Source organism: Mucilaginibacter sp. NFR10, assembly GCF_900100445.1.
Taxonomy (GTDB): domain Bacteria; phylum Bacteroidota; class Bacteroidia; order Sphingobacteriales; family Sphingobacteriaceae; genus Mucilaginibacter; species Mucilaginibacter rubeus.
This window is the reverse complement of the sequence record NZ_FMTV01000005.1, coordinates 195,389-221,869: the sequence shown is the minus strand read 5'-3', so window position 1 is coordinate 221,869 and position 26,481 is coordinate 195,389. Positions and strand designations below refer to the sequence as shown.

The window sequence follows — 26,481 nt, the reverse complement described above, 5'->3', positions numbered from 1 at the left end:
AATGAGATCTGCCTGCTTTAAAATATGGATTGCTTTACTGTTTGTTATCAACTGGTCGGTAAGCCATGCCCAGGAAACACAAAAGCTGTTCCTGTCGGGTACAGGGAGCGACCATACCGTAAACTGGCAGTTTTACTGTACAGCGGGTAACAATTCAGGCAAGTGGACCACCATCCCGGTGCCATCAAACTGGGAATTTCAGGGTTTTGGAAAATACAACTACGGTCTTGCTAAGGATAGTTTAAGAGGCAAGGAACAAGGGCTTTATAAGTATGAGTTTAATGTGCCGGCGTCATGGCGGGGCAAAGCCATAAACATTGTTTTTGATGGCTCGATGACCGACACAGAGGTGAAGCTAAACGGTAAATCGGTCGGGCCAATTCACCAGGGATCATTTTATCGTTTTAAATATGATGTAAGTGCGTTGCTTAACTACGGCAAATCCAATCTGCTTGAGGTTACGGTATCCAAACACTCCACCAATGCATCGGTAAACGCGGCCGAACGTAAAGGTGATTTCTGGATCTTCGGTGGAATTTTCAGGCCGGTGTTTTTAGAAGCTGCCCCTAAAACGCACATCAGTTACTATGCCGTTGACGCTAAAGCTAATGGTAATTTAAAAGCACAACTAAAACTGGTATCTGTAAAAAGCGGCACGGTAACAGGGCAGGTGTATACCTTGGCGGGGCAAAAATTTGGTGCTCCATTTTCTGTTAAGGTCAATGCGGGTGATACTGTTGCCAATCTAAGCACACATATTGCTTCGCCTAAATTATGGTCGCCGGAGTTTCCTAACCTGTATAATGTGGTGTTTGCCCTAAATGAAAATGGTAAGCCTGTTCATACAGTAAAGCAACGGATCGGTTTTCGTACGGTTGAATTAAGAGAGCACGATGGCATTTATGTAAACGACGCAAAGATCAAATTTAAAGGCGTAAACCGCCATTCTTTTTGGCCAACTACAGGCAGGGCATTAAATAAAAAGGTAAGCATCGGGGATGTTCAGCTGATGAAGGATATGAACATGAACGCCGTACGCATGTCGCACTACCCGCCCGATGATCATTTCCTGGATGTATGTGATTCATTAGGTCTTTTTGTACTGGACGAACTCACCGGCTGGCATCATGCTTATGACGATGTGGTTGGTTCAAAATTGGCTAAGGAAATGATCGAAAAAGATATTAATCATCCATCCATCGTGCTATGGGATAATGGTAACGAAGGAGGTTTTAACTTCAACCTCGATCATTGGTTTGATGAATTGGATATTCAAAAACGTCCGCTCATCCATCCCTGGGGCATCTTCCGTGGAACGAATACACAGCATTATATCAATTATGATTATGGCACCAACACCGGTATAAACGGTCACGATATATTTTTCCCCACCGAGTTTTTACACGGCTTGTACGATGGCGGCGCGGGTGCCGGATTGGATGATTTCTGGAAACAAATGTGGCATACACCAATTTCGGCAGGTGGTTTTATCTGGGATTTTGCCGATGAAGCTGTGGTGCGTACCGATAAAAACGGAGAATTGGACAGCGATGGCGATCATGGTCCCGATGGTATTGTTGGCCCTTACCATGAAAAAGAAGGCAGTTATTATGCCATTAAGGAAATCTGGAGCCCGGTTTATCTCGAACCCCGCGAAATAACTCCGGCATTCAATGGGACATTACGTTTAGAGAATAGATATTCCTATACAAATCTTAAACAATGCACATTCAGCTATAAACTGGCAACACTTAATGGAGCGAGTTCAGTAAATAAAATAGGTACTATTGCTTCACCAGATGTTGCGCCGGGGCAGTATGGAAACCTGCAGCTACAATTACCTAAAGATTGGCAGAATTTCGATGTGCTTTATGTATCTGCTCTTGACGTAAACAAGCATGAACTGTTTACCTGGAGCTTCCCGGTGAGCAATCATGATAAGATCACTAAGCGCATCATTACCAAAACCGGCGGAAGCAAGGCTGTAATTGCTGAAACAGATTCGCTGTACAAGGTGAAAACCAGTAACGGGATCGAGCTGGCGTTTAACCGCAATTCGGGCATATTGGTTAGTGTGAAAAACGCCAAGGGCGATATCCCTTTTAACAATGGTCCTGTGTTAGTTGAAGGGCAGGATCAAACAGGTTTTGAAAAGCTCAGCTATCATTACGAAGGCGATAACCTCGTGATTGAAGCCGTATTCCCGCCAAAAAAATCAGAGCCTTTGTTGAGGTGGACAATCTACCCTCCGGGCTGGGTGCAGCTTGATGTTAAATACTGGCCAATTGGTGAGGATGCCACATTAATGGGCGTTAATTTCTCTTTCCCCGAAAGAAATATCAAAGGCGTAACCTACATGGGCGATGGTCCTTACAGGGTATGGAAAAACCGCATGAAAGGTACATCACTTGGTGTTTGGGATAAAACCTACAACAATACCATAACGGGGCAGGGTAAAGTTGTTTACCCTGAGTTTAAAGGCTATTACTCTAACTTATACTGGATGAAGCTGCAAACCACCGGGCAGCCGGTAACCATTGTTTGCAACAGCCGCGATGTTTTTATGCGCCTGTTTACGCCGGCAAATCCTGCAAAGGTTTACAATACAGCACCGGCTTTCCCTTCGGGTGATATCTCGTTTATGCACGGTATAACGCCGATAGGCACCAAATCGCAAAAGCCTGAAAAACTTGGCCCGGGCGGACAAAAGAACCAATATTTTAATTACGACAGGAATATAGAAGACGCGCTTTCGCTGAACCTGTATTTCGACTTTTCGGGTAAATAATCAATGAGAAGGTTCGCACATATCAGTTTGGCTGTGGCAGTTATGTTAACCTGCCTGGGCAACTGCTATGCGGATGCGCATATCGGCCTGCAAAACCTGAAATGTGAAATGTTGAATAATCCTTTAGGCATTGGCACCGGTAAGCCCCGGCTTAGCTGGCAGATCACCAGCGATACACGGAATACCAACCAGGTTGCCTATCAAATTTTAGTGGCTTCAACTCCCGAAAAGCTAACAGCAGGGCAGGGTGACTTGTGGGATTCGCGCAAAGTAAATTCAGCTGAATCCATCATGGTCAACTATGCAGGCAAACCGTTAATCAGCCGTGCTGCATGTTACTGGAAAGTCAGGGTATGGACAAATAATGGTGCAAGCGGCTGGAGCCAGCCCGCTAAATGGAGTGTGGGACTTTTAAACTCCGCCGATTGGAAGGCTAAATGGATTGGTTGCGATCGTGGTTTTTCCTGGGATAGCATTTCTAAATTTTCCCGTCTTTCGGCACGTTATTATCGCCGTGGGTTTAGTTTAAATAAAGGGATCAAACGCGCCACTGCTTATATAGTTGGTTTGGGACATTACGAGCTGTATGTGAATGGGAAAGCCATTGGCGATCAGGTTTTAGCCGAAGCACCTACCGACTATACCCAATTGGTTAAGTACAATACTTTTGACGTTACGGACTACCTGAGGCATGGCGATAATGCCATCGGAACGGTATTGGGCAATGGCCGTTATTTTACCATGCGGCCAAAATATAAGCCTAAAAAGATCAAAGAATTTGGGTTTCCTAAAATGCTGCTGCAACTGGAGGTGGAATATACTGACGGGACAAAGCAAACCATCATAAGCGATGACAACTGGCATTTTACTGCCGATGGCCCCATCCGCACCAATAACGAGTATGATGGCGAAGAATATGATGCCACTAAAGAATTTCCGGGATGGAACAGTGCTGGTTTTGATGACAGCCACTGGTTGAAAGCCGAACTGGTACAAGCTCCCGGTGGTAAGCTCGACGCACAAATGAATGAACCGATCAGGGTAATGAATAACATCAAACCTGTAAGCATTAGTCAGCTTAAAAAGGATGTGTGGATTCTGGATATGGGGCAAAATATGGCGGGCTGGGTACAGATGCGGGTAAAAGGAAACCGGGGGGATAAAGTAACACTTCGTTATGCCGAGACACTGCAGCCCAATAATGAACTTTATGTAGCTAACCTCCGTGATGCCAAAGTAACCGATATGTATACACTCAAAGGAGGATCAGAAGAAACCTGGCATCCGGTATTTGTATATCACGGTTTCAGGTATGTGGAAATTAGCGGTTATCCTGGTAAACCCGAATTAGCCGATTTTGAGGGACAGGTGGTTTACGATGCCTTGCCGACAATCGGCCATTTTGAAACATCCAACGCCATCGTCAATAAAATCTATCACAATGCTTATTGGGGGATATTGAGCAATTACAAAGGCATGCCTGTAGATTGCCCGCAGCGTAATGAACGCATGCCCTGGCTTGGCGATAGGGCGGTAGGTTCGCTTGGCGAAAGTTTTGTATTTGCCAACGGCAATTTCTACGCTAAATGGCTGGATGATATAGCCCAATCGCAAAAGCCTGATGGTGCTATCCCTGATGTGGCACCCGCTTACTGGAATTATTACAGCGATAACATGACCTGGCCCGGCACTTATATCCTGGTGGCCGATATGCTTTACCGCCAGTTTGCCGATAAAGCGCCCATTGAAAAGCATTACGCCTCCATGAAAAAATGGATGGACTATATGCGGGTCAAGTACATGAAAAATAACATCGTCACCAAGGATAAATATGGCGACTGGTGTGTACCGCCCGAATCGTTAGAGCTGATCCATGCCAAAGATTCATCATTGAATACTGACGGACAGCTGATAGCTACAGCCTATTACTATCACTTATCCGGCTTGATGAAAAAGTTTGCGACAATGCTGCATAAACCTGCTGATGCACAGTTTTTTGCCAGTACGAAGCAAAATGTAGCCAGGGCGTTTAACGATAAGTATTTTAATAAAGCCACATCTAAATACAGCAACAATACGGTTACCGCCAACCTGCTGCCATTATATTTCGGGATCACGCCAAAAGCCAATAAACAAGCGGTATTTAAAAATATAGTAGCTAAGATCAATGAAGCTCATGACCATATCAGTACCGGCGTTATCGGAACCCAATGGCTGATGCGCGGGCTTGCCGAATTTGGTCGCCCAGATCTGGCCTGGAAAATTGCATCTAACACCTCTTACCCAAGCTGGGGCTACATGGCCGAAAGGGGCGCTACTACCATCTGGGAATTATGGAACGGTGATACAGCTAATCCGGCTATGAATTCACGTAACCACATCATGCTGCTGGGCGACCTGATTGCCTGGTTTTATCAGGATATAGCCGGGATAAAAACGGTTAATGCCGGCTTTAAGCAAGTAGTGATGCAACCGGCAATTATTAAAGGGTTGGATAGTGTTAAAACTTCGTATCAAACAGCCTATGGTATTGTAAAGAGCAATTATACCAATACTAAGAACAGTTTTAACTGGCATGTTACTGTGCCGCCAAATAGTTCGGCGCTGGTTTATATACCGACAAAAAACATGGATGAAGTAACCGAAAGCGGGAAGAAAATATCTGCCTTTAAAGATATTAAACAAGTAAAGATGGAGAATGGTAGAGTGGTACTCAGCATTGGCTCAGGTGATTATGATTTTGAAGTAAAATATTAAAGCAACATTGATATGGAAAAATTAAACATGGCGGGTGCAATGCTGATAGCTTTACTATCGCTGTCGGGTACGTTGAAAGCCCAGGAGCAACAGGTAACTAAATCCGCTCCAACTCCCGAAGCAAAGGCCAAAGCTGATGCTGATTTGGAAAAGAAAGCAACCGATTGGGTTTCTTCCTTATCGCTTAACGATACAGTAAAAGCTGCCCGCGTAAAAAATGTAATAGCAACGCATCTCAAAGCCATCCGCGATTGGAACAATAGCCATTCATATGAATCAGTTCCGGCAGGTATTGATCCGGCAACGGGTAAAGCTTTAAGCACTATGGACAGGCAGATCATCATCAATTCATCCCTGCCAAAATCGGTTCATGAAAACCTGATGACCGGCTTACGTAGCGACCTGGCCGAAGATCAGGTTGAAACCATATTAGATAAGTACACCATCGGCAAAGTGGCTTTTACGCTGGCGGGTTATAAATCTATCATACCCGACCTGACACCAGTTGAAGAAGCTGCAATCCTTGCTAACCTGAAACAAGCCCGTGAACAGGCAGTGGATTTCAAAAATATCAAACAGGTATCGGCCATTTTTGAGATCTACAAAACTAAAAACGAGCAATACCTCAATAGTAACGGCCGTAACTGGCACAAACTATATGGCGATTATACCAAAGCTATTATCGTCAAAAAGGCTGCTGATAAAGCCGCAAAGGATAAAGCTGCCACTCAAAAATAATTGTACTATGCTAAAAAAGATCTTGTTCGTCGGTGCGGTAAGCTGTTTATTCATGATCAATGCCTTTGCTCAAAATCCATGGCGCAAGGGGATTGTGAAGGATGAGTTTATATACGATAAAGCGCCATACCCGGAATGCCATGCGGCAACCATAGCCGAAACACCAACCGGCCTCGTGGCTTCATGGTTTGGCGGTACTAAGGAGCGCAATCCTGATGTATGTATCTGGGTGAGCCGCTTTGTTAAGGGCAAATGGACAGAGGGTATCAACGTAGCCAACGGCATCCAGAACGATACTTTGCGCTACGCCTGCTGGAACCCGGTGCTTTATCAAGTGCCCAAAGGTGAGTTGCAACTCTATTACAAAATAGGCCCAAGTCCGGCAAAATGGAAAGGCTTTGTAAAAACATCTAAAGATGGGGGCATAAGCTGGTCGGAGCAAAAAGCCCTGCCTGAAGGTTTTTTAGGCCCTATCAAAAACAAACCGGTGCTGCTTAAAAACGGTACGCTTCTTAGCCCGGTAAGTACCGAAGGCAAAGCCTGGCAGGTGCATTTTGAAGCCACCAAAGATTTGGGCAAAAACTGGACAATGATAGGCCCCATTAGCGATGGTAAAGATCTGAAAGCCATACAACCCAGTATTTTAACTTATAAAGATGGCCGGCTGCAGGCCCTTTGCCGCAGTCAGAACAGGGCGATATTAAGTACATGGTCTAAAGATGGGGGACAAACATGGTCGCCTTTGGAAAAGACCAACCTGCCGAATAACAACTCCGGTACTGATGCTGTGACCTTGAACGATGGCCGCCAGTTATTGGTTTATAACCATGTTTTGCCCCCGGGAAACCTGGCTAAAGGTGCCCGCACGCCATTAAATGTCGCTGTATCTAAAGATGGTATTACCTGGTACGCAGCGTCGATCCTGGAGGATTCACCAATCAGCCAGTATTCTTACCCATCGGTTATCCAAACTTCGGATGGGATGGTGCATGTGGTCTACACCTGGCGCAGGCAAAAAATAAAACATGTGGTTATCGATCCGTCAAAATTGGAATTGAGGGAAATAAAGGATGGTATTTGGCCTAAGGTGGATGGTTATACGCCGCCGGTACCAACGGGTGAGACTAAGGATTTGTAAGGAGTGAGGATAGTATCATTAGGCAACTCGGTTGATAAGTAAACCGGGTGTCATGGGTAGGCCCTCGAAGCATGGTGGGCGGGCCTTTACGCGCGACCCTTCGACAGGCTCAGGGTGACAGCTCCGTATCTCCGTATGAACAGTGAATTTGCATGGCGTGTACATCAGGGTCCTCTGCAAGAGACCCTGATGGGACGTGATAATACGGTAAAATGTAGAGACGCATCACATGCGTCTCCTTTAGGATAAGCGAATATGACTGGCACACGGGAGACGCATGTGATGCGTCTCTACAAAAAAATAAAAAAATGAAAAAACTGATCTACACACTACTAACCTGCCTCACAGCGATGAGTTTTGCCGCGCATGCGCAGCAAACTACCGATGCCATGTACAGGAAAACCCTGAAAGAGCTGCTTGATGAAGTGCAGGAGAAATACCACGTAAAGATCAAATACACTGCTGCCCAGGTTGATGGTAAATGGATTAATTACGCGCAATGGCGTTTAAGGCCCAATGTGGATACCACGCTGGCCAATATCCTTACCCCGCTTGATTTGAAGGTAAACAAAGAGGCTCCCGGCAGGTATAAATTAAAAGAATATGAATACTTCCGCTGGTCGGTTAGTGATGGCTGGAAAGAGCTTGACAGGATAGCCGCCCAGTATCATGACCGTGACACCTGGGAGCAACGCAAGGCCGTATTAAAACCAGAGCTTTATAAAACTTTAGAACTATCCCCGCTGCCTCCTAAACCTGCTTCCAAGCCTATCATTACCACTAAAAGAATTTTTGATGGCTATACAGTTGAGAATATCGCTATTGAAATTTTGCCCGGCTTGTACATCAATGGCTCATTATATAAACCATCCAAAATAAAAGGTAAAATTCCGGTGATTTTAAGTCCGGATGGGCATTGGGAGCACCAACGCTACCGTGCCGATTGCCAGATCCGTTGCGCATCGCTGGCGCGGATGGGGGCGATGGCTTACAGTTATGATCTTTTTGCCTGGGGCGAATCATTGCTGCAATTTAAGGATGAAGATCACCGCCGCAGCCTGGCGCAAACCATCCAGGCACTTGGCGCTATCAGGATATTGGATTATGTGCTTTCGCTTAAAGAAACTGACACGGATCGGGTTGGCATTAGTGGTGGTTCGGGTGGTGGCAGCCATACTGTTTTAATGACTGCCCTGGATGACCGGATCAAACTTAGCGCTCCGGTGGTGTCGGTGTCATCTTATTTTTATGGAGGATGTCCTTGCGAAAGCGGCATGCCTATCCATCAATGCGGCAACGGAACAGATAATGTAGAACTGGCAGCTATGGCAGCTCCAAGGCCTCAACTCCTGATCTCCGACGGGCAGGACTGGACAGCTAATATGCCCGAGCATGATTTTCCTTATCTCCAGAAAATATATAGCTATTACGGAGCTACAGATAAGGTAGAGAATGTGCACCTGCCAAACGAGGGGCATGATTTCGGTCCGTCAAAAAGGACCGCGTTATATGCTTTCGTAGCTAAAAACTTTCACTTGGATCTTAATAAAATTAAAGACAGCAGCGGCAATTTCGATGACCAAAGGGTCACCATCGAAAAAGAACCTGCCATGTATGTATTTGGCGACAAGGGCGAAAAACTTCCCGCAAATGCAATAAAAGGTTTTGATCAGTTGGAGAAAGTATTTGCGCGGGCAATAAAAAAATAGGTTATGAAAAATAGATTGATATCAGGTTTTTGGATTGTATTAATGGTATGTGCCTGCAGTGTTCCTGCAATGGCTCAAACTGCATCAAAACAACGCTATAAGGTGGCTGTAGTTGATCTGATGATCCTTAAACGGCAAAAGTTAGGTGCATTTCAATTGGCTAAGGAGATTGGTGCCGATGGGGTAGAAGTAGATATGGGCGGCCTTGGAGATCGTGAAACTTTTGATAACCAATTAGCGAATGATTCGATCAGAAATGTATTCCTGAACAAGGCAAAAGAGCTGAACCTGGAAATCCCATCCATGGGCATGACCGGTTTTTTCGCCCAATCATTTGCCGAACGTCCAACCGCGGTTAAGGCAGTTACGGATTGCATCAACACCATGATGCAAATGGGCGTTAAAGTTGGCTTTTTACCGATGGGTATCAAAGGCGACCTTATAAAATTTCCTGAATTACGCCCGGCTATTGTTTCCCGCCTGAAAGAGGTTGGCAAAATAGCCGAAAAGGCCGGTGTGGTGATAGGTATTGAAACAGCGCTGGATGCGAAAGGCGAGTTGCAGTTATTGAAAGATATTGGCTCGCCGGCCATTAAAAGCTATTTCAATTTTGAAAACGCCATCAGGAACGGCCGCGACCTGGATAAGGAGCTTCGGATATTGGGTAAAAAATACATCATTCAGATCCATTGTACCAACGATGATGGCGTTTGGCTGCAAAACGATCCTAAAATCAATATGGAGCGGGTAAAAGCCACTTTAGATAAAATGGGCTGGACAGGCTGGCTGGTGATTGAACGCTCGCGCGATGCCAAAGACCCGCGTAACGTAAAGTGGAATTTCAGCGCGAATACCACCTATGTAAAATCAATATTTCAGGCTAAGTAATTAACGTAAATGAATATCCGCCGCATAGTTGTTTTGTTAATGCTGTTAAATGTTAGTTTGACAGGTAGCCTCTTTGCGGCCGAAATCTGGGTATCGCCTAAAGGCTCCGATACAAATACCGGCACCCGCGAACAGCCGCTGGCAACTGTAGCCATGGCCATCAGGAAAGCCCGTGAACTGAGACGGCTAAACGATCCATCAATAAAAGGTGGCATTTATATCAAAGTCGCGGCTGGAGTTTATACGTTAGATGAACCGTTATTTATCCGCCCTGAAGATTCTGGTACTGCCGATAGCCCAACTATTATTGAAGGCGAGGGCATAGGTAAAACTGTTTTAAGTGGAGGCATTAAAGTAAGTGGTTGGCATAAAGTTGATTATGCAATCCCCGGTCTGCCTGCGGAAGCCAAAGGTAAAGTATGGGTTGCTGATGCACCAATGATTGGCGATGAACCTTTTCAATTCAGGCAGCTATGGGTGAATAATGAAAAGGCCATTCGAGCCCGGGATACCGAAGCACCGTTTATGAACCGCATCCTTTCCTGGAATCATAAAACCCAAACTTGTGTAATCCCGTGGCCAGCCTCTGCGGATACGTCTCACCTTAAGGGTATGGAGATGTTTATTCATCAGTGGTGGGCTATCGCTATTTTACGGGTTAAGGCGGTTAAAATGATGGGAGATAGTGCCCGCTTATCATTTTATCAGCCCGAAAGCCGCATCCAGTCAGAGCATCCCTGGCCCGCACCCTGGATCTCTAAAAAAACAGGGAACTCAGCGTTTTATCTCAGTAATGCTATCAGTTTTTTGAACAAACCCGGTGAGTGGTATCATGACCGGAAGGCTAATAAAATCTATTATATACCCCGTAAGGGCGAAGATCTGCAAACGGCCACGGTAACTGTTCCTCAACTGGAAACATTGGTGAAAATAGAGGGTGTCATTGATAACCCGATAAACTACTTCAGCTTTAAAAATATCAGTTTTGAACACAGCAGCTGGCTTCGTCCTTCAAGAGAGGGTTTGGTTCCGCACCAGGCAGGCATGTATATGCTGGATGCTTACAAACTGAAAATTCCCGGTACGCCGGATAAAAAAGGATTGGAAAACCAGGCATGGGTAGGCCGGCCAAAGGCTGCTGTTGAGGTGGCTTATGCGTCGCACATTGTATTTGATGGCTGTGGTTTTGAACATATTGCTTCAACCGGACTGGATTTTCAGCGCGGCACACATAATGATATAATTAAAGGCAGCCTGTTTAAAGATATTGGCGGCACCGCGATCCTTGATGGCGTTTATTCGGATGAAGCACAGGAAGTGCACCTGCCTTATAACCCAAGCGATAAACGGGAGATCTGCACCAATGATACCATTGCCAATAATTTAATCACCAATACTACTAACGAAGACTGGGGCTGTGTCGGCATCGGCGCGGGTTATGTTAGGGGTATCAGCATAACGCATAACGAGGTTTGCGATGTAAACTACACCGGCGTCAGCATGGGCTGGGGCTGGACCAAGATTGTTAACGCCTTGGGCGATAACAGTATCACGGCCAATAAAATCCACCATTATGCCCGCAATATGTACGATGTGGCTGCTATCTATACACTATCGGCACAACCCGGTTCGGTTATCAGTGATAACTATGTGGACAGCATTTACAAAGCCCCTTATGCGCATGACCCCCAGCATTGGTTTTACCTGTACACAGACGAAGGCTCGTCGTACATCACCATAAAAAATAACTGGTGCCCGGCAGATAAATTCCTGAAGAACGCCAACGGTCCCGGTAATGTTTGGGAAAATAACGGTCCGCAGGTTGATGCTGCTGTTAAAAATGCCGCCGGGTTGGAGGCGGCTTATAACTACCTGCTTAAGTATAAATCGGTAAACCGGGACAACTGGCCCATCAATCATAAAACAGAATGAAGCAAATGAGGAAATATTTGATGCTCGTAACCGCTTGCAGCGCTTTTTTTATATCGATAAGCGGCTGTGATTTTCCGGTTAAACACAAAGCCGGCAGAACAGATACGATGGCTACAACGAAACCGCATTTGATTGCACGGCCGGTTGTTATTGAAGTTATAGCTCATGATAGGGCAAACTTCGATCCGGATCCCATTTACGATATGACCAAGGGCATATTGAATGATGTGGATGATATCCGTAAATGGAAAAATCATGTTACCATTTATCTCCACATTCCCAATCCCGAAGATGCACTTAAGGAAATAAAGAAGGCTTATCCCGAAGACTCGATCAAATACTACGAAAAACCTTTCTACTCATTTAACCGGAAAATGTGCGCGGATACCATTAGCTCTAAACAATGGGAAAATATAGTCATGACTGCTAACCTGGTTAGTGACCCAAAGCTTCAGCAGGAATATTTAAGCTACCACGCCACGCAGTTTAAAAACTGGCCCGAGGTAGCGAAGGGCTTTTGTAACGCCAATTTTCAGCAACTGCTCGTGTTCAAAAACGGCAGGCAGTTAATGCTGGTCATCAGCATACCCAAAGGGGAAAGCCTTGATAAGCTAAACCCCAAAACCGCAGAGAATAATCCAAGAGTAGATGAATGGAACCGCCTGATGAAGAAATACCAGGAAGGCATTCCCGGTACAAAATCGGGCGCGGTTTGGATTGAATTTAAACCTTTCCATACTAATTAAAGCATCAGCAATAAGATATAAAAATGAAAATAGGAATATTAGGATTAGGCGAAGGGCGCAGTACCATGTCGGCAGTATTGAAAAGTGAAAAGCTTGAACTAAAAATGGTATGCGATATGAATATTGAAATGTGCAAACACCGCGCGGAGGAGTTTAACTTTCATCAATACACCACCAGCTACCAGGATATGCTCAATGATGCCGAAATAGATATCATTGCCATTTATACGCCAGATCATTTGCATGCTGAACACGTTAAACAGGCCCTGCTGCATGGTAAACACGTGGTATGTACCAAGCCATTTATCGATGATTTGAGCAAAGCCGCCGAACTGCTTGAACTGGTTGAGCAAAGCGGTAAAAAAGTATTTGTAGGCCAAAGCTCGCGCTTTTTTGAACCGATGAAAAAGCAGCGTAAAGATTATGAGGCAGGTTTGATAGGGGATTTGATCACGGTTGAGGCTTATTACCATGCCGATCATCGTTGGTTTTTAGAGAAGCCATGGTCATTACAACAAGCTTTTAAATGGCTGTACGGTGGCTTAAGTCACCCGGTTGATTTTATTCGCTGGTATTTGCCGGAGATTGAAGAGGTAATGGGCTACGGTATGCTGAGCGCTAACGGCGCCAAAGGTGGTTTGAAGAATCCGGATACCATGCATTTTATTTTCAAAGCTAAGGACGGCCGCATTGCCCGGGTAAGTGGTTGTTATACCGGTCCGGTGCAACCCGTTACCCGCGACAGCGAAATGAGTTGCATTTTACGCGGTACCGAGGGTTGCAGTCAGGGCGATTATATGGACCTGCGTTATGCCATCACCGATAATACCGGCGAAGAACGGATCATTACCTGGGAGCATAAGCTGAAACACTACTTCAGGTTTGAGGGCAAAAGCCACCACGCCGGGGAGTATCAAAATTACCTCGAATACTTTGCGGATAGCATCACCGAAGGCTATACCGCTTACCCTGATATTAAGGAAGGGATAGGCACTATTGCCCTGCTTCAGGCTATGGACAGATCATTGCAAACTGGTAAGCCTGTAAAGGCTGATGACATTCTTACTGAGTTTAATTTAACGGTAAATGAGTTAAGCGCATGATATTGGGCATGAGCAATATCGTATCGCGCCTCACGCTGTTGGATTATTCAGTGGTTGCCGTGTACCTGGTTGTTTTAATGGTAATCGGGTTCCGTGCCAGCTTTAGCAATAAAAACAAAACGGGCGAAACGCTTTTTCTGGCCAATAAATCGTTGGGTTGGGCGAGTATTGGTTTTAACATGTGGGGCACCAATGTGGGGCCGTCTATGTTGCTGGCTTTTGCCAGCATTGGTTACAGTACGGGCATAGTTGCCGTTAATTTCGACTGGTATGCCTTTGTTTTCCTGATGCTGCTGGCGCTGGTATTCGCGCCTAAATACATCGCGGCCAAAGTATCAACTATGCCCGAGTTTATGGGTAATAGGTATGGCGATTCAACCCGTAATATTCTGGCCTGGTACGCCATGATCAAAATGCTGATCTCCTGGCTTTCATTGGGCCTGTTTGCAGGCGGCTTTTTAGTGAGGCAGATATTGGATATTCCCATGTGGCAATCGGTTATTGTGCTGGTATCTTTCGCGGGTTTATTCGCGTTTACCGGTGGCCTAAAAGCTATTGCCAAAGTAAACGTTTTCCAGATGCTGCTGCTTATCGGCGTATCATTAACGCTGACTGTTTTGGGCGTAAGCAAAGCAGGTGGGTTGTCGGCAGTTTTTCATCAAACGCCCGCAAATTACTGGAACCTTATCCATCCGGCCAGCGATGTTAAATATCCATGGTATGCAATTTTGCTGGGCTACCCGGTATCGGCTGTCGCTTTTTTCTGTACAGATCAGGCTATGGTGCAATCGGTATTGGGTGCTAAAAACCTGGAGCAGGGGCAACTTGGTGTTAACTTTATTGGGTGGCTCAAAATATTATCGCTGCCGCTGTTTATCCTCACAGGCATTTTGTGTTTTATCCTGTTTCCACATCTGAGCGATCCTGCATTAGCTTACATGACCATGGTGACCAATCTTTTCCCACCGGGGATGAACGGATTAGTTATTGTGGTATTGATAGCCGTTTTAATAGGTACCGTCGGTTCGTCCTTAAACTCGTTGAGCACGGTGTTCACCATGGACATTTATGCTGAAAAGATCAACCCCAATGCCACTAATAAAGACCTTATCCGTGTAGGGCGATACACTGTAATAGGTGGATGCCTGTTTGCCATAGGCATGGCGCTGGCTATCGACAGTATTAAAGGCCTTAATCTGTTTGATGTATTTCAGTCGGTATTGGGCTTTATCGCGCCACCTTTGGCCGTAGTTTTTTTGCTCACCGTTTATTGGAAACGTACTACCCGAAAAGCGGTAAATATTATTCTTTCTGCGGGTTCTGCATTTAGTTTGGGTACCGGTGTGGTTTACCTGTGGGTGTTACCGCCAGATAGGTACAACTTTTGGCCGCATTACCTGATGCTGTCGTTTTTCATATTTGTTTTTCTGGCGGTATCGGCCGTTTTGATCTCGCTGTTTGATAAGACGCCTGCTGTTTACATTGCTGAGCAATCCGAAACAGAAAATACTGCAAAACCTACCCGGCGTGTAAAAATAGCCTGGCTGCTGCTCTCGATAATCATGATCGCTTTATACCTCATTTTCAACGGACATTAAAATGCATAAAATATCTACCCATGTAAAATTTAACAGGCTTCATGTTTTCATCATGTTGTTAAGCTTCATGTTTTTGGCTGATATGGCAAAAGCGCAAAAGGCTACCTGGATCTGGTATCCCGGCGATTATGAAGTGTGGCTGAGCAACCGGATGCAAAACCGACGCACCGAGCGAGGTGCTTTCTTTCCGCCATTCTGGAAACTGGACAGCCATTATGTATTGGTTGATTTTCATAAGGATTTTATGCTTGCCAATCCAGAAACCGTTGAACTGGCTGTTGAAGGGCAATACAATGTAAAGCTTGATGGTAAGGCATTGGCGGGGTACCCTAAAAATATCCATGTGCCGGCTGGCAGGCACAGGCTTAGTCTCAAAGTTTATAACCAGGCTGCTGCCCCTTCTATATTTGTTAAGGGGCAGCAACTGGTGTCAGATACTTCATGGCTGGTAACTTATGAGGACAAGGAATGGATTGACGAATCGGGGAAAACCTCAGATATCTCGGCCACAAAATATGTAAATGCCGGCAACTGGAATTTTGACTCGGCGGATAAGCTGCCCTCAGCGTTCCGTTTGCCCACAGAGGAGCATAAACCAGAAAAAAAGGAACGAAAGGAACATTCCATTTTGGTTGATTTTGGTAAGGAAACCTTTGGTTACGCCAAACTTATCGGCTTAAAAGGTAAGGGGAATGTTAAACTCTGCTACGGCGAGTCAAAGGAAGAAGCGCTATCCATAACCAATTGCGAACTGCTGGATAGCGTTTATATTGATCAGCCACAAAAAGCTGATTATACCATGGAGGGTTCGCGTGCTTTCCGTTATATCAATGTATTGTTTGATGATCATGTTAATGCCGATGATGTTTCGATGCTTTACGAATATTCGCCGGTTGAGCAGCGTGGCAGTTTCAAATGTTCCGATGAACTGGTTAATAAGATCTGGGATGTTTCGGCTTATACCCTGCACCTGAATACCCGCGAGTTTTTTATCGACGGCATCAAGCGTGACAGGTGGATCTGGTCGGGCGATGCTTATCAAAGTTATTTGATGAATTATTACCTGTACTTTGATTCGCCAACGGTTACCCGCACCCTGTACGCCCTCCGCGGGAAAGACCCCGTAACAAGCCACATCAATACCATTATGGATTATACTTTTTACTGGTTCATGGGGATTTATGATTATTACCAGTACACCGGCGACAAAAGTTTCATTAAACAAATGTACCCCCGCATGCAAAGCCTGATGAGCTACTGCCTGCAACGCCGCGATAAAAATGGCCTGATGGAAGGCCTCCCCGGCGACTGGGTATTTATTGACTGGGCCGATAAACTCAGCAAAAAAGGCGAGGTAAGTTTTGAACAGTTGCTGCTTTGCCGCAGCCTGGAAACCATGGCTTTATGCGCCAATATCATGGATGATAAAACAGGCAATGATCAATATCAAAAACTGTCGGCCGACTTGAAATCGAAGATCTTTTCCCTGTACTGGAACAGTGATAAGCACGCTTTTGTACACAGTCTGGTTAATGGCAAGCAAAGCGACAATGTAACCCGCTATACCAATATGTTCTCGATATTTTTTAACTACCTCAATCCCGGCCAACAGCAGGAGATTAAAAAATACGTACTGCTGAATGATAACATCCAAAAGATAACCACCCCTTACATGCGCTTTTACGAACTGGAAGCCCTTTGCGCCATGGGCGAGCAAAGTTATGTGCTCAAAGAAATGAAAGATTACTGGGGCGGGATGCTTAACCTCGGCGCAACCTCTTTTTGGGAAGAATATAATCCGGCTAAAACAGGTGACGACCGCTACGCCATGTACGGGCGTCCATTTGGTAAAAGCCTTTGCCATGCCTGGGGCGCCAGCCCGATATACCTGCTGGGTAAATATTATCTCGGCGTAAAACCAACTGCGCCGGGTTATCAGCAATATTTGATCGAGCCTAAATTGGGCGGCCTGCAATGGATGGAAGGTAGTGTGCCCACTGCTGATGGAGATATCAAAGTATCATGCAGCACCAAACAAATTAAAGTAAGCAGCAATACCGGGATTGGCCTCTTACGGTTTATAAGTACTTCAAAACCTGTTTGTAAAGAGGGTGAAGTAATTGCTAAAGGAAACGGAACCTATGAACTTACCATCCAAAAACAAAATCAATACACCATAAACTATAACGCAAAAAAATGATGAAACGGCTCTTATCTATCCTGCTTTTAACAGCATTTTCATCAACGGAGCTTTACGCGCAACTGGTTGATAAAACGCCCGCGCCCATCCCTAACGTGCCTACGGTTTATGATGCCGAACCCTGGGAAAATCCTTTGGTTGATGGCATCAACCGGGATGCGGCACGGGCTACAGCGTATTCGTACAGCAGCATCAAAGAGGCACTGGCAGGTGAAAGGGAAAAATCGGGCAGAATGTTGTCCCTGAATGGTTATTGGGGTTTTAGCTACGCTGCTAAACCGGCCGATGCGCCGAAAGATTTTTATAAAAGCCGGGTAAGCGGTTGGAAAAAGATCATCGTTCCCTCAAGCATTGAGATGCAGGGTTATGATAAACCCATTTATAAAAGTGCGGTTTACCCGTTCCGACCGGTTAACCCGCCTCATGTGCCGCAGGATTATAATGGCGTTGGCAGTTATCAGCGTACGTTTACCCTGCCAGCTAACTGGAAGGACATGAACATTACCCTGCATTTTGGCGGGATAAGCTCTGGTTTTAAGGTTTGGCTCAACGGTAAGTTTTTGGGTTATGGGGAGGACAGCTTTTTACCATCGGAGTTTAACATTACGCCATACCTGCAGGCTGGCGAAAACGTAGTATCCGTACAGGTGATCCGCTGGAGCGATGGTTATTTCCTCGAAGATCAGGACCAGTGGCGCATGAGCGGCATCCATCGCGAAGTAATGCTTTTGGCAGAACCTAAATTGCGCATAGCCGATTTTCAATGGCAGGCTAAACTGGATAAGCAATACAAAGACGCTGTTTTCAGTATCCGCCCGCGGATCGAGAACCTGACAGGCAAAGCTGTTTCCGGATATAAAATTGAAGCAAGACTTTTCGACAGGAACAACAAAGAAGTATTGCAGAAGCCTTTAGAGCGAAGTGTGGAAAGCATCATCAACGAGATCTACCCGCGATTGGATAACGTGAAATTTGGTTTGCTGGAAACTACACTGAAAAATCCGGATAAATGGAGCGATGAAAAGCCAAACCTGTATACGCTTACTTTATCCTTAGTAGATAGCACCGGCCAAACGCTTGAGGTTAAGAGCTGCAAAGTGGGAATCAGGAGTATTGAATTTAGTAAGGAAGATGGCAAGCTGCTCATTAATGGTAAAGTTACTTACCTATATGGTGTAAACCGCCCTGATCATGATCCGGTTAAAGGTAAAGCATTATCCCGCGAGGATATCCTGAATGATGTGCGCACCATCAAACGTTTCAATTTTAACTGTATCCGAACCAGCCATTATCCGATGGATCCATACCTGTATGATCTGTGCGATAAGTACGGGATACTGGTGATAGACGAAGCTAACCTGGAAACCCACGGCCTGGGTTCAAAACTGAGCAACGACCCCATGTGGACCGGCGCTTACCTCGACAGGGCTACCCGTATGGTAATGCGCAATAAAAATCATCCAAGCGTGATCATTTGGAGTTTAGGTAATGAGGCCGGCAGGGGGCCAAACCACGCGGCGATGGCAGGTTGGATTCACGATTTTGACATTACCCGCCCGGTACATTATGAGCCGGCCCAGGGTACACCGCAGGCCGAAGGTTATATCGACCCAACCGATCCGCGCTATCCAAAAACTAATGATCATTCGCACAGGTTACAGAATCCTATAGATCAGCCTTATGTAGATATTGTAAGCCGGATGTACCCCGGCATTTATACAGCTCCCTTGCTGGCCAATCAGCAGAATGGCGATAACCGCCCGATATTTTTCGTGGAGTATTCGCATGCGATGGGCAACTCCAATGGAAATTTAAAAGAGTTTTGGGATCAATGGCGATCAACAAAGCGGGTTATTGGTGGGGCGATATGGGAGTTTAAAGACCAGGGTTTACTAAAACATGATTCGACAGGTAAGGCATACTATGCCTACGGCGGTGATTATGGCGAACCCTATTTTGATAATTTCACCATCAAAGGCATTGTAGCATCCGACGGGCGACCGAAACCTGCCATTTACGAATGCAAGCATGTTTTTCAGCCGGCGGTTTGTGAATTGGTTGATGCCGATAAAGCAACCATCCACATCAAAAACTGGCATAGTGTAGCTTCACTGGCCGATTATGATGTGTATCTACAGTTGAGGAAAGACGGCAATATCATCCTGAAAAAACAAATTCCCCGTATTAGCCTTGCAGCCGGGAATGATACCACAATCAGCATTAAACAATATCTGCCCGGTTTAAAACCCAACCACGAATATCTGGCCGATATTCATTTTACCCTTGCCGAGGATAAGCCCTGGGCAAGCAAAGGTTATGAAATAGCAAACGATCAGTTCCAACTAACACAGCCTAAAACATCAGCTACCAATGTGGATGCCAAGGGTTATCCGGAAACGAAATTATCCGAAGATGATAAGGCTTATCACCTTAGTGGAAAGGATTTTGAGATAGTCATCAACAAGGAAAACGGCGCTTTAACCTCGTACGTGTACAAAGGTAATCAGCAGGTTTTTGCTCCTTTAATGCCGCATTTTACCCGCCCGGTTACCGATAACGATCATCGTGGCTGGAAGATGGAAAAGAAACTGGCTGTATGGATCAAAGTGGTACCGGTACTGAAAAAGATCTCAGGTCAAAAAGCCGGAGATGGTTCGGTGGTGATTGCAAGCGTTTATTCAATGGTTGGTGATAGCGCTTCGGTACAAGTAAATTACACCGTCCGTGGTGATGGATTGTTAAATGTTGCTTATGCTTTCGACGCTAAACCAGGTTTGCCAAATCTTCCTAAAGTTGGTATGCAAATGGGGATTGCGCAGGCCGATAGCAATATCAGTTATTACGGCCGGGGGCCTTATGAAAACTATATCGACAGGCGTACAGGCTCGGAAGCGGGGATCTATTCGCAAAGCATTAACCAATTCATGGAACCTTATGTAGTTCCGCAGGAAAACGGTAACCGCACCGATGTACGCTGGATGTTGCTGCATTATAAAACAGGTGGATTGCTGGTAACTGCCGATAGCTTGCTGAGTATGAGTGCCTGGCCTTATACTGAAGAGAATATTCAAAAGGCAAAGCACACCAATAAACTAAAAGATGCCGGTTTTATTACGCTGAATATCGACCTCATACAGATGGGTGTAGGAGGAAATGATAGCTGGTCGGAAGTGGCAGAGCCTTTGGAACAGTACCGGATCCCGGCAAAAAAATATAGCTACAGTTTTTACCTGAAGCCTTACGAGGGTAAACCCGATGCAGCAGGTAATACGGCATATCAGATCAAATTTAACAGGAAGCCATGAGAAAATACGTTTTTATAATTTGCCTTTGCTGCCTGTTTTTACCGGGTATAGCCCAGCAGCGAAAAGTATCTCTTAAAAATGATGATTTGAAGGAGGCCTTCCTGCATCCGCCCGAATCTGCAAAGCCTTGGGTTTTTTGGTACTGGATGCAGGGTGCTGTTAGCCGAGAGGGCATCACTGCTGATCTGCAGGCTATGAAGCAGGCCGGAATAGCGGGTGCTTATTTAATGCCCATCAAAGGCCCGGCTAATCCGCCGTTTATTACCCCATCAATTAATCAGTTAAGCCCGGAGTGGTGGGCAATGGTAAAATTTACCATGCAGGAAGCGGATAGGATAGGCCTAAAACTGGCCATACACGATAGCGATGGTTTTGCACTGGCTGGTGGCCCCTGGATAACACCGGAGCTTTCCATGCAGAAAGTGGTATGGTCAAAAATTGAGGTTGAAGGCGGCAAAGCCTATCATGATACTTTGCCTGTTCCAAAGCACTATAAAAGCTATTATAAAGACATTGAAATATTGGCTTATCCTTCGTTGCCCGGCGAGGGACAGAGTAGCTACGACGAGCATCCGAAGGTAACTGCCAGCTTGCCTAATACCGACGTACAATATCTCACTGAAAAAGGAAATATCAAAAACTTTACCAGCAACGACCATTGCTGGCTGCAACTTGAATTTGAAAAGCCCTTTACCTGTCGCTCTCTTGTTATTCATACTTCGGCAAGTAATTATCAGTCGCAAAGGTTGTTGCTTGAGGTAAGCGATGATGGTAAAAATTATCGATCGTTAGGCAGGTTGGAGCCTCCACGTCATGGCTGGCAGGATGGAGATGCCGAGATCACAAATGCCATCGCCCCAACAACGGCAAAATATTTCAGGTTTACTTATAATAAAGAAGGTTCGGAGCCAGGAGCTGAGGATTTAGATTTTGCCAAATGGAAGCCGACGCTGAAATTGTCGGGCATTGAGTTGTTGGGCGAGTCCCGGATCCATCAATATGAAAGTAAAACCGGCGAGGTATGGCGTCTAAGTAAACAAACCACAGATGCCCAATTACCGGCTAATCTTTGTGTAGATAAAAAGAAGGTAATCAACCTTACTGATAAATTAGGAGTAGATGGTAAACTTAACTGGCAGGCTCCCGCAGGTAAATGGACTATCATTCGTATCGGTCACACTTCTACCGGGCATACCAATGCTACCGGTGGTGGTGGCATCGGTTTGGAGTGTGACAAGTTTAATCCCCAAGCTGCCAAAATACAGTTTGATAATTGGTTTGGTGAGGCTGTAAAGCAGGTTGGCCCGGATTTGGCTAAACGGGTGTTAAAGATATTTCACATAGATAGCTGGGAATGCGGGAGCCAGAATTGGTCGCCGGTTTTTGCTGCTGAATTTCAGAAGCGGAGGGGATATGACCTGCTGCCATATCTGCCGCTAATGGCCGGTGTGCCGATGGAGAGCGCGGAAAAATCCGAAAAAATACTGGCAGATGTAAGGCAAACTGTAGCCGAGTTATTGGTAGATAATTTCTACGGTACCATGGCTAAGCTGGCGCACGAAAAAGGTTGCACATTTACTGCCGAAAGCGTTGCCCCAACCATGATGAGCGATGGCATGCTGCATTACCAAAAGGCTGATATTCCGATGGGGGAATTTTGGTTCAGGAGCCCTACGCATGATAAGCCCAATGATATGCTGGATGCCATTTCGGGCGGGCACATCTACGGTAAAAATATTATTCAGGCCGAGGCTTTTACAGAGTTGCGGTTATTATGGGACGAGCACCCCGGAATGCTTAAAACAGCTGCCGACCGCAATTTTGCCCTTGGCATCAATCGTTATGTTTTTCACGTAAATGTGCATAACCCCTGGCTTGACCGTAAGCCGGGTATGACGCTGGATGGTATCGGCCTATTTTTTCAGCGAGATCAAACCTGGTGGAAGCCGGGCAAGGCCTGGTTTGATTATATCAGTCGTTGCCAGGCTATGCTGCAACAAGGGCATCCGGTTGCCGATATCGCTGTTTTTACCGGCGAGGAAACGCCACGCCGCGCTATTTTGCCAGATAGGTTGGTTAGTACTCTACCGGGAATTTTCGGCACGGAACGGGTAAAACTGGAAGAGGAACGTTTAGCAAATAAGGGCGTACCCATCATTAATTCGATTGAGGATGCGAGCCATTCGGCTAATATGGCGCTGCCCGAAAACTGGATAGACCCGCTGAGAGGCTATGCCTATGATTCTTTTAACAAAGACGCGTTACTACGTTTGGCTACAGTAAAAAACGGCAGGATTATTTTGCCCGGCGGGGCAAGTTATGCCATGCTGGTGATACCGGGTGTAAGCCAGATTTCGCCTCAGCCATGGCAGTTATCGGCAGAAGTAATAAAAAAGCTTCAGCAATTGGTAAATGATGGTGCTACCGTTTTATTGGGCAATGAGCGGATGAAAACTACTTTATCTAATGGCTCAGCAGGAAAGGTACTCATCGGCCCATATCAAAAAGATACGTTTGATGAGTTAGGTGTAACCCGTGATCTTATAGCTACAGACTCAACTAATCAAACGGCAAAAGGCATTGCGTGGACGCATCGTAGCCACGATGGCGTTGATATTTATTTTATTTCTAATCAGCAATCTTTGAATCGTACAATTAATTTGTCATTGAGGACGCCAAGCCGCGTGCCTGAACTTTGGGATCCTTTAACCGGTGAAATAAAGCAGTTGAGTAGTGTGGGCAAATCCGGTCGTACAAATATTACGCTTGATTTAGCAGCAAATGGTTCTGCGTTTATCGTTTTCAGAAAGGGAGGTTCCGTTTTAAAAAATGCGAATGATAAACCTGCTCATTTTAAAACGGTACAAACTTTTACAAACTGGCAGGTACAGTTTGATCCTAAATACGGAGGCCCCGCAAAGCAGATTACGTTCAGTCAACCTGAAGACTGGTCGCAGAGTGCTAATGATAGTATTAAGTATTATTCGGGCACTGCGGTTTACAATCATACATTTCAGTTTACCGCAAAAACAGGAGCCAAAACCTATCTCCATCTGGGCAATGTATCCAATCTGGCCGAAGTATATCTAAACAGTATCAACTGCGGCACAGCCTGGACATTTCCGTATCGGGTAGATCTCAGCAAAGCCATCAAATCAGGCGAAAATAAACTGGTAATCAAGGTAACCAACACCTGGGCCAACCGCCTGATGGGGGATCATACCCTGCCCGAAAGTAAACGTATTACATGGACAAATGCGCCTTACCGTTTGGAAGGGCGCTCATTGTTGCCGGCCGGCTTGTTAAGCCCCGTGAAGTTGCTCACTTATATCCCTTAATGATATGAATAAGATTTTTAAATATATTGGAATAGCATTATTGTTAAGCTGCACATTAAAACTATCTGCACAAAACAAAGCCCTGGTAAACACCAGTAAAAGCAGTTACGCCAAACTAAGCAGCCTTGATATGGGCGCAGTACAGTGGACAGGCGGCTTTTGGGCCGACAGGTTCAAAGTTTGCCGTGATACCATGATCCCTAACCTGTGGCGGGTTTATACCGATCCGAAGATCAGTCATGCCTACCGCAACTTTGAAATAGCCGCCGGTTTAGACACCGGTTCGCACGAAGGCCCGCCATTTCATGATGGTGATTTTTACAAACTGTTTGAAGCTGTGGCCAGCATGTATGCTAACACACACGATCCTAAGCTGGATGCGCTAATGGATAAAACGATAGCCGTTATTGCCAAAGCGCAGCGCTCGGATGGCTATATCCACACGCCAACCCTTATTGAAGAACGGAAGAACAGCGGCAAGGAAAAAGCTTTTAACGATCGCCTTAATTTTGAAACGTATAACCTTGGTCACTTGATGACCGCCGCCTGCGTTCATTACCGGGTTACAGGCAAAACTACTTTGTTGAAAGTGGCTGTTAAAGCCACTGATTATCTCTACAAGTTTTATAAAACGGCCTCGCCCGAACTGGCGCGTAACGCTATTTGCCCCTCGCATTACATGGGGGTAGTGGAGATGTACCGTACCACCCGCGATCCACGATACCTGGAACTGGCTAAAAACCTGATAGACATCCGTGGCTTGATGAAGGATGGTACAGACGACAACCAGGACAGGACACCTTTCAGGCAGCAAACACAGGCGATGGGGCACGCGGTGAGGGCCAATTATCTTTTTGCCGGTGCTGCCGATGTTTATGCCGAAACCGGCGATACCACGCTCATGCACACCTTAAACCTGATGTGGAACGATGTGGTGAACCGCAAAATGTATATCACCGGTGGCTGCGGCTCGCTTTATGATGGTGTTTCTCCCGACGGCACGTCTTACAATCCAAACGAAGTGCAAAAGGTACACCAGGCTTACGGACGCGATTATCAATTACCGAGCTTTACAGCCCACAATGAAACCTGCGCGAACATTGGCAATGTGCTTTGGAACTGGCGCATGCTGCAGGTAACCGGTGATGCCAAATATGCCGATGTAATGGAGCTGGCGCTTTACAACAGCGTACTTTCAGGGATCAGTCTTAATGGCCGTAACTTTTTGTATACCAATCCGCTGGCTTATTCGGATAGCTTGCCGTTTAAACAGCGTTGGTCTAAAGATAGGGTAGGTTATATTAAACTTTCCAACTGCTGTCCGCCAAATGTGGTGCGTACCATTGCCGAGGTGAGCGATTATGCGTACAGCGTATCGTATAAAGGGTTGTGGTTTAACCTGTATGGCAGCAACACCATAACCGCTAAATTGAAAGACGGTACGCCTGTAAAATTGACGCAAACAACCAATTACCCATGGGAGGGAAAGATCCATATCAGGTTTGATGAAGTACCGGGTAATAAAGCCTTTTCTGTGTTTTTGAGGATTCCGGGTTGGTGTAAGGGAGCAAGTATCAAAATGCCCGGTCAGTCGGTACCGCAATTAGACACTACGCCTGGAACTTATACTCAAATTAACGCCGTTTGGCGAAAAGGAATGACAATTGATCTCGACCTGCCGATGCCGGTGACCCTAATGGAGGCGAACCCACTGGTTGAGGAAACCCGCAACCAGGTAGCGGTAAAACGCGGCCCGGTGGTTTACTGCCTGGAATCGGCCGATCTGGCTAAGGGGCAAAAAGTTTTCAATGTGGCGCTATCAGCCAGTAGTGAGCTTAAACCTAAAATGATCAGGATAGATAACAGTGAGATCATGAGTTTAGCCGGTAAAGCTGACCTGCGCGATGAAAACAATTGGAGTAACCGGCTTTACAAAGAAGTATCCGCGCCAAAACAAAACGCTGTTGATATCAGGCTGATCCCATATTATGCCTGGGGTAACCGGGGGCATGTGGATATGGAGACGTGGATGCCGTTGGACAGGTAGTTTCGAGGCCAAAGGTGAAAGGTGAAAGGCAAAAGGTGAAAGGTCAAAAAAGCTCCACGCCGCCGCTCAGCTCCCAGTCGGGTGGCAACTATCAGGGCGGCCTCTGGCCGCCGGGACTAAAGCAGCCTTTTGTTCTTACACTTAAAACTTCGGCCGGTAATTGGTGGCGGTTGTTTTTTCGTCCCAATATGTGT

At 45.9% G+C, this 26,481-nt stretch carries 14 protein-coding genes; all 14 read left to right on the top strand.

Annotation, left to right across the window (positions count from 1 at the left end; genetic code table 11):
* Position 1 precedes the first annotated feature (1 nt).
* Positions 2-2,788 (top strand): glycoside hydrolase family 2 protein, encoded by a 2,787-nt coding sequence (locus BLP33_RS17980; RefSeq protein ID WP_090531625.1) that lies wholly within the window; start codon positions 2-4, stop codon positions 2,786-2,788.
* Positions 2,789-2,791: 3 nt separating this feature from the next.
* Positions 2,792-5,545 (top strand): alpha-L-rhamnosidase, encoded by a 2,754-nt coding sequence (locus tag BLP33_RS17975; protein ID WP_090531623.1) that lies wholly within the window; start codon positions 2,792-2,794, stop codon positions 5,543-5,545.
* A gap of 12 nt (positions 5,546-5,557) precedes the next feature.
* A complete protein-coding gene (locus BLP33_RS17970; protein ID WP_254780182.1) occupies positions 5,558-6,283 on the top strand; it encodes a DUF3826 domain-containing protein in 726 nt (241 codons plus the stop codon).
* Between the two features lie 7 nt (positions 6,284-6,290).
* Positions 6,291-7,421, top strand: coding sequence for a sialidase family protein (locus BLP33_RS17965; protein WP_090531621.1), 1,131 nt, complete (start codon positions 6,291-6,293; stop codon positions 7,419-7,421).
* 308 nt (positions 7,422-7,729) lie between these two features.
* The gene (locus BLP33_RS17960; protein WP_090531619.1) at positions 7,730-9,130 is read left to right on the top strand and encodes an acetylxylan esterase; all 1,401 of its coding nucleotides are present in this window, start codon (positions 7,730-7,732) and stop codon (positions 9,128-9,130) included.
* A 3-nt stretch (positions 9,131-9,133) separates the two neighbouring features.
* On the top strand, positions 9,134-10,018 hold the full coding sequence (locus BLP33_RS17955) for a sugar phosphate isomerase/epimerase family protein (RefSeq protein WP_090531617.1): 885 nt from the start codon (positions 9,134-9,136) through the stop codon (positions 10,016-10,018).
* A gap of 9 nt (positions 10,019-10,027) precedes the next feature.
* Positions 10,028-11,950: a hypothetical protein gene (locus BLP33_RS17950; RefSeq protein ID WP_254780181.1), complete on the top strand. Its 1,923-nt coding sequence runs from the start codon at positions 10,028-10,030 to the stop codon at positions 11,948-11,950.
* 107 nt (positions 11,951-12,057) lie between these two features.
* Positions 12,058-12,696 (top strand): L-rhamnose mutarotase, encoded by a 639-nt coding sequence (locus tag BLP33_RS17945; RefSeq protein ID WP_217633187.1) that lies wholly within the window; start codon positions 12,058-12,060, stop codon positions 12,694-12,696.
* A gap of 23 nt (positions 12,697-12,719) precedes the next feature.
* On the top strand, positions 12,720-13,799 hold the full coding sequence (locus BLP33_RS17940; protein ID WP_090531613.1) for a Gfo/Idh/MocA family protein: 1,080 nt from the start codon (positions 12,720-12,722) through the stop codon (positions 13,797-13,799).
* 8 nt (positions 13,800-13,807) lie between these two features.
* Complete coding sequence (locus tag BLP33_RS17935; protein WP_090532047.1) at positions 13,808-15,397, top strand: sodium:solute symporter family transporter; 1,590 nt, start codon at positions 13,808-13,810, stop codon at positions 15,395-15,397.
* A 1-nt stretch (position 15,398) separates the two neighbouring features.
* Positions 15,399-17,597, top strand: coding sequence for an alpha-L-rhamnosidase-related protein (locus BLP33_RS17930; protein WP_090531611.1), 2,199 nt, complete (start codon positions 15,399-15,401; stop codon positions 17,595-17,597).
* Positions 17,594-20,902 (top strand): glycoside hydrolase family 2 TIM barrel-domain containing protein, encoded by a 3,309-nt coding sequence (locus BLP33_RS17925; RefSeq protein WP_217633186.1) that lies wholly within the window; start codon positions 17,594-17,596, stop codon positions 20,900-20,902. The genes BLP33_RS17930 and BLP33_RS17925 overlap by 4 nt, the downstream gene beginning before the upstream one ends.
* A complete protein-coding gene (locus BLP33_RS17920; RefSeq protein WP_090531608.1) occupies positions 20,899-24,240 on the top strand; it encodes a glycosyl hydrolase in 3,342 nt (1,113 codons plus the stop codon). Before BLP33_RS17925 ends, BLP33_RS17920 begins: the two co-directional genes overlap by 4 nt.
* A gap of 4 nt (positions 24,241-24,244) precedes the next feature.
* Entirely contained in the window at positions 24,245-26,287 is a 2,043-nt protein-coding gene (locus BLP33_RS17915) for an aceric acid hydrolase (protein ID WP_090531606.1), read from the top strand.
* Positions 26,288-26,481 lie beyond the last annotated feature (194 nt).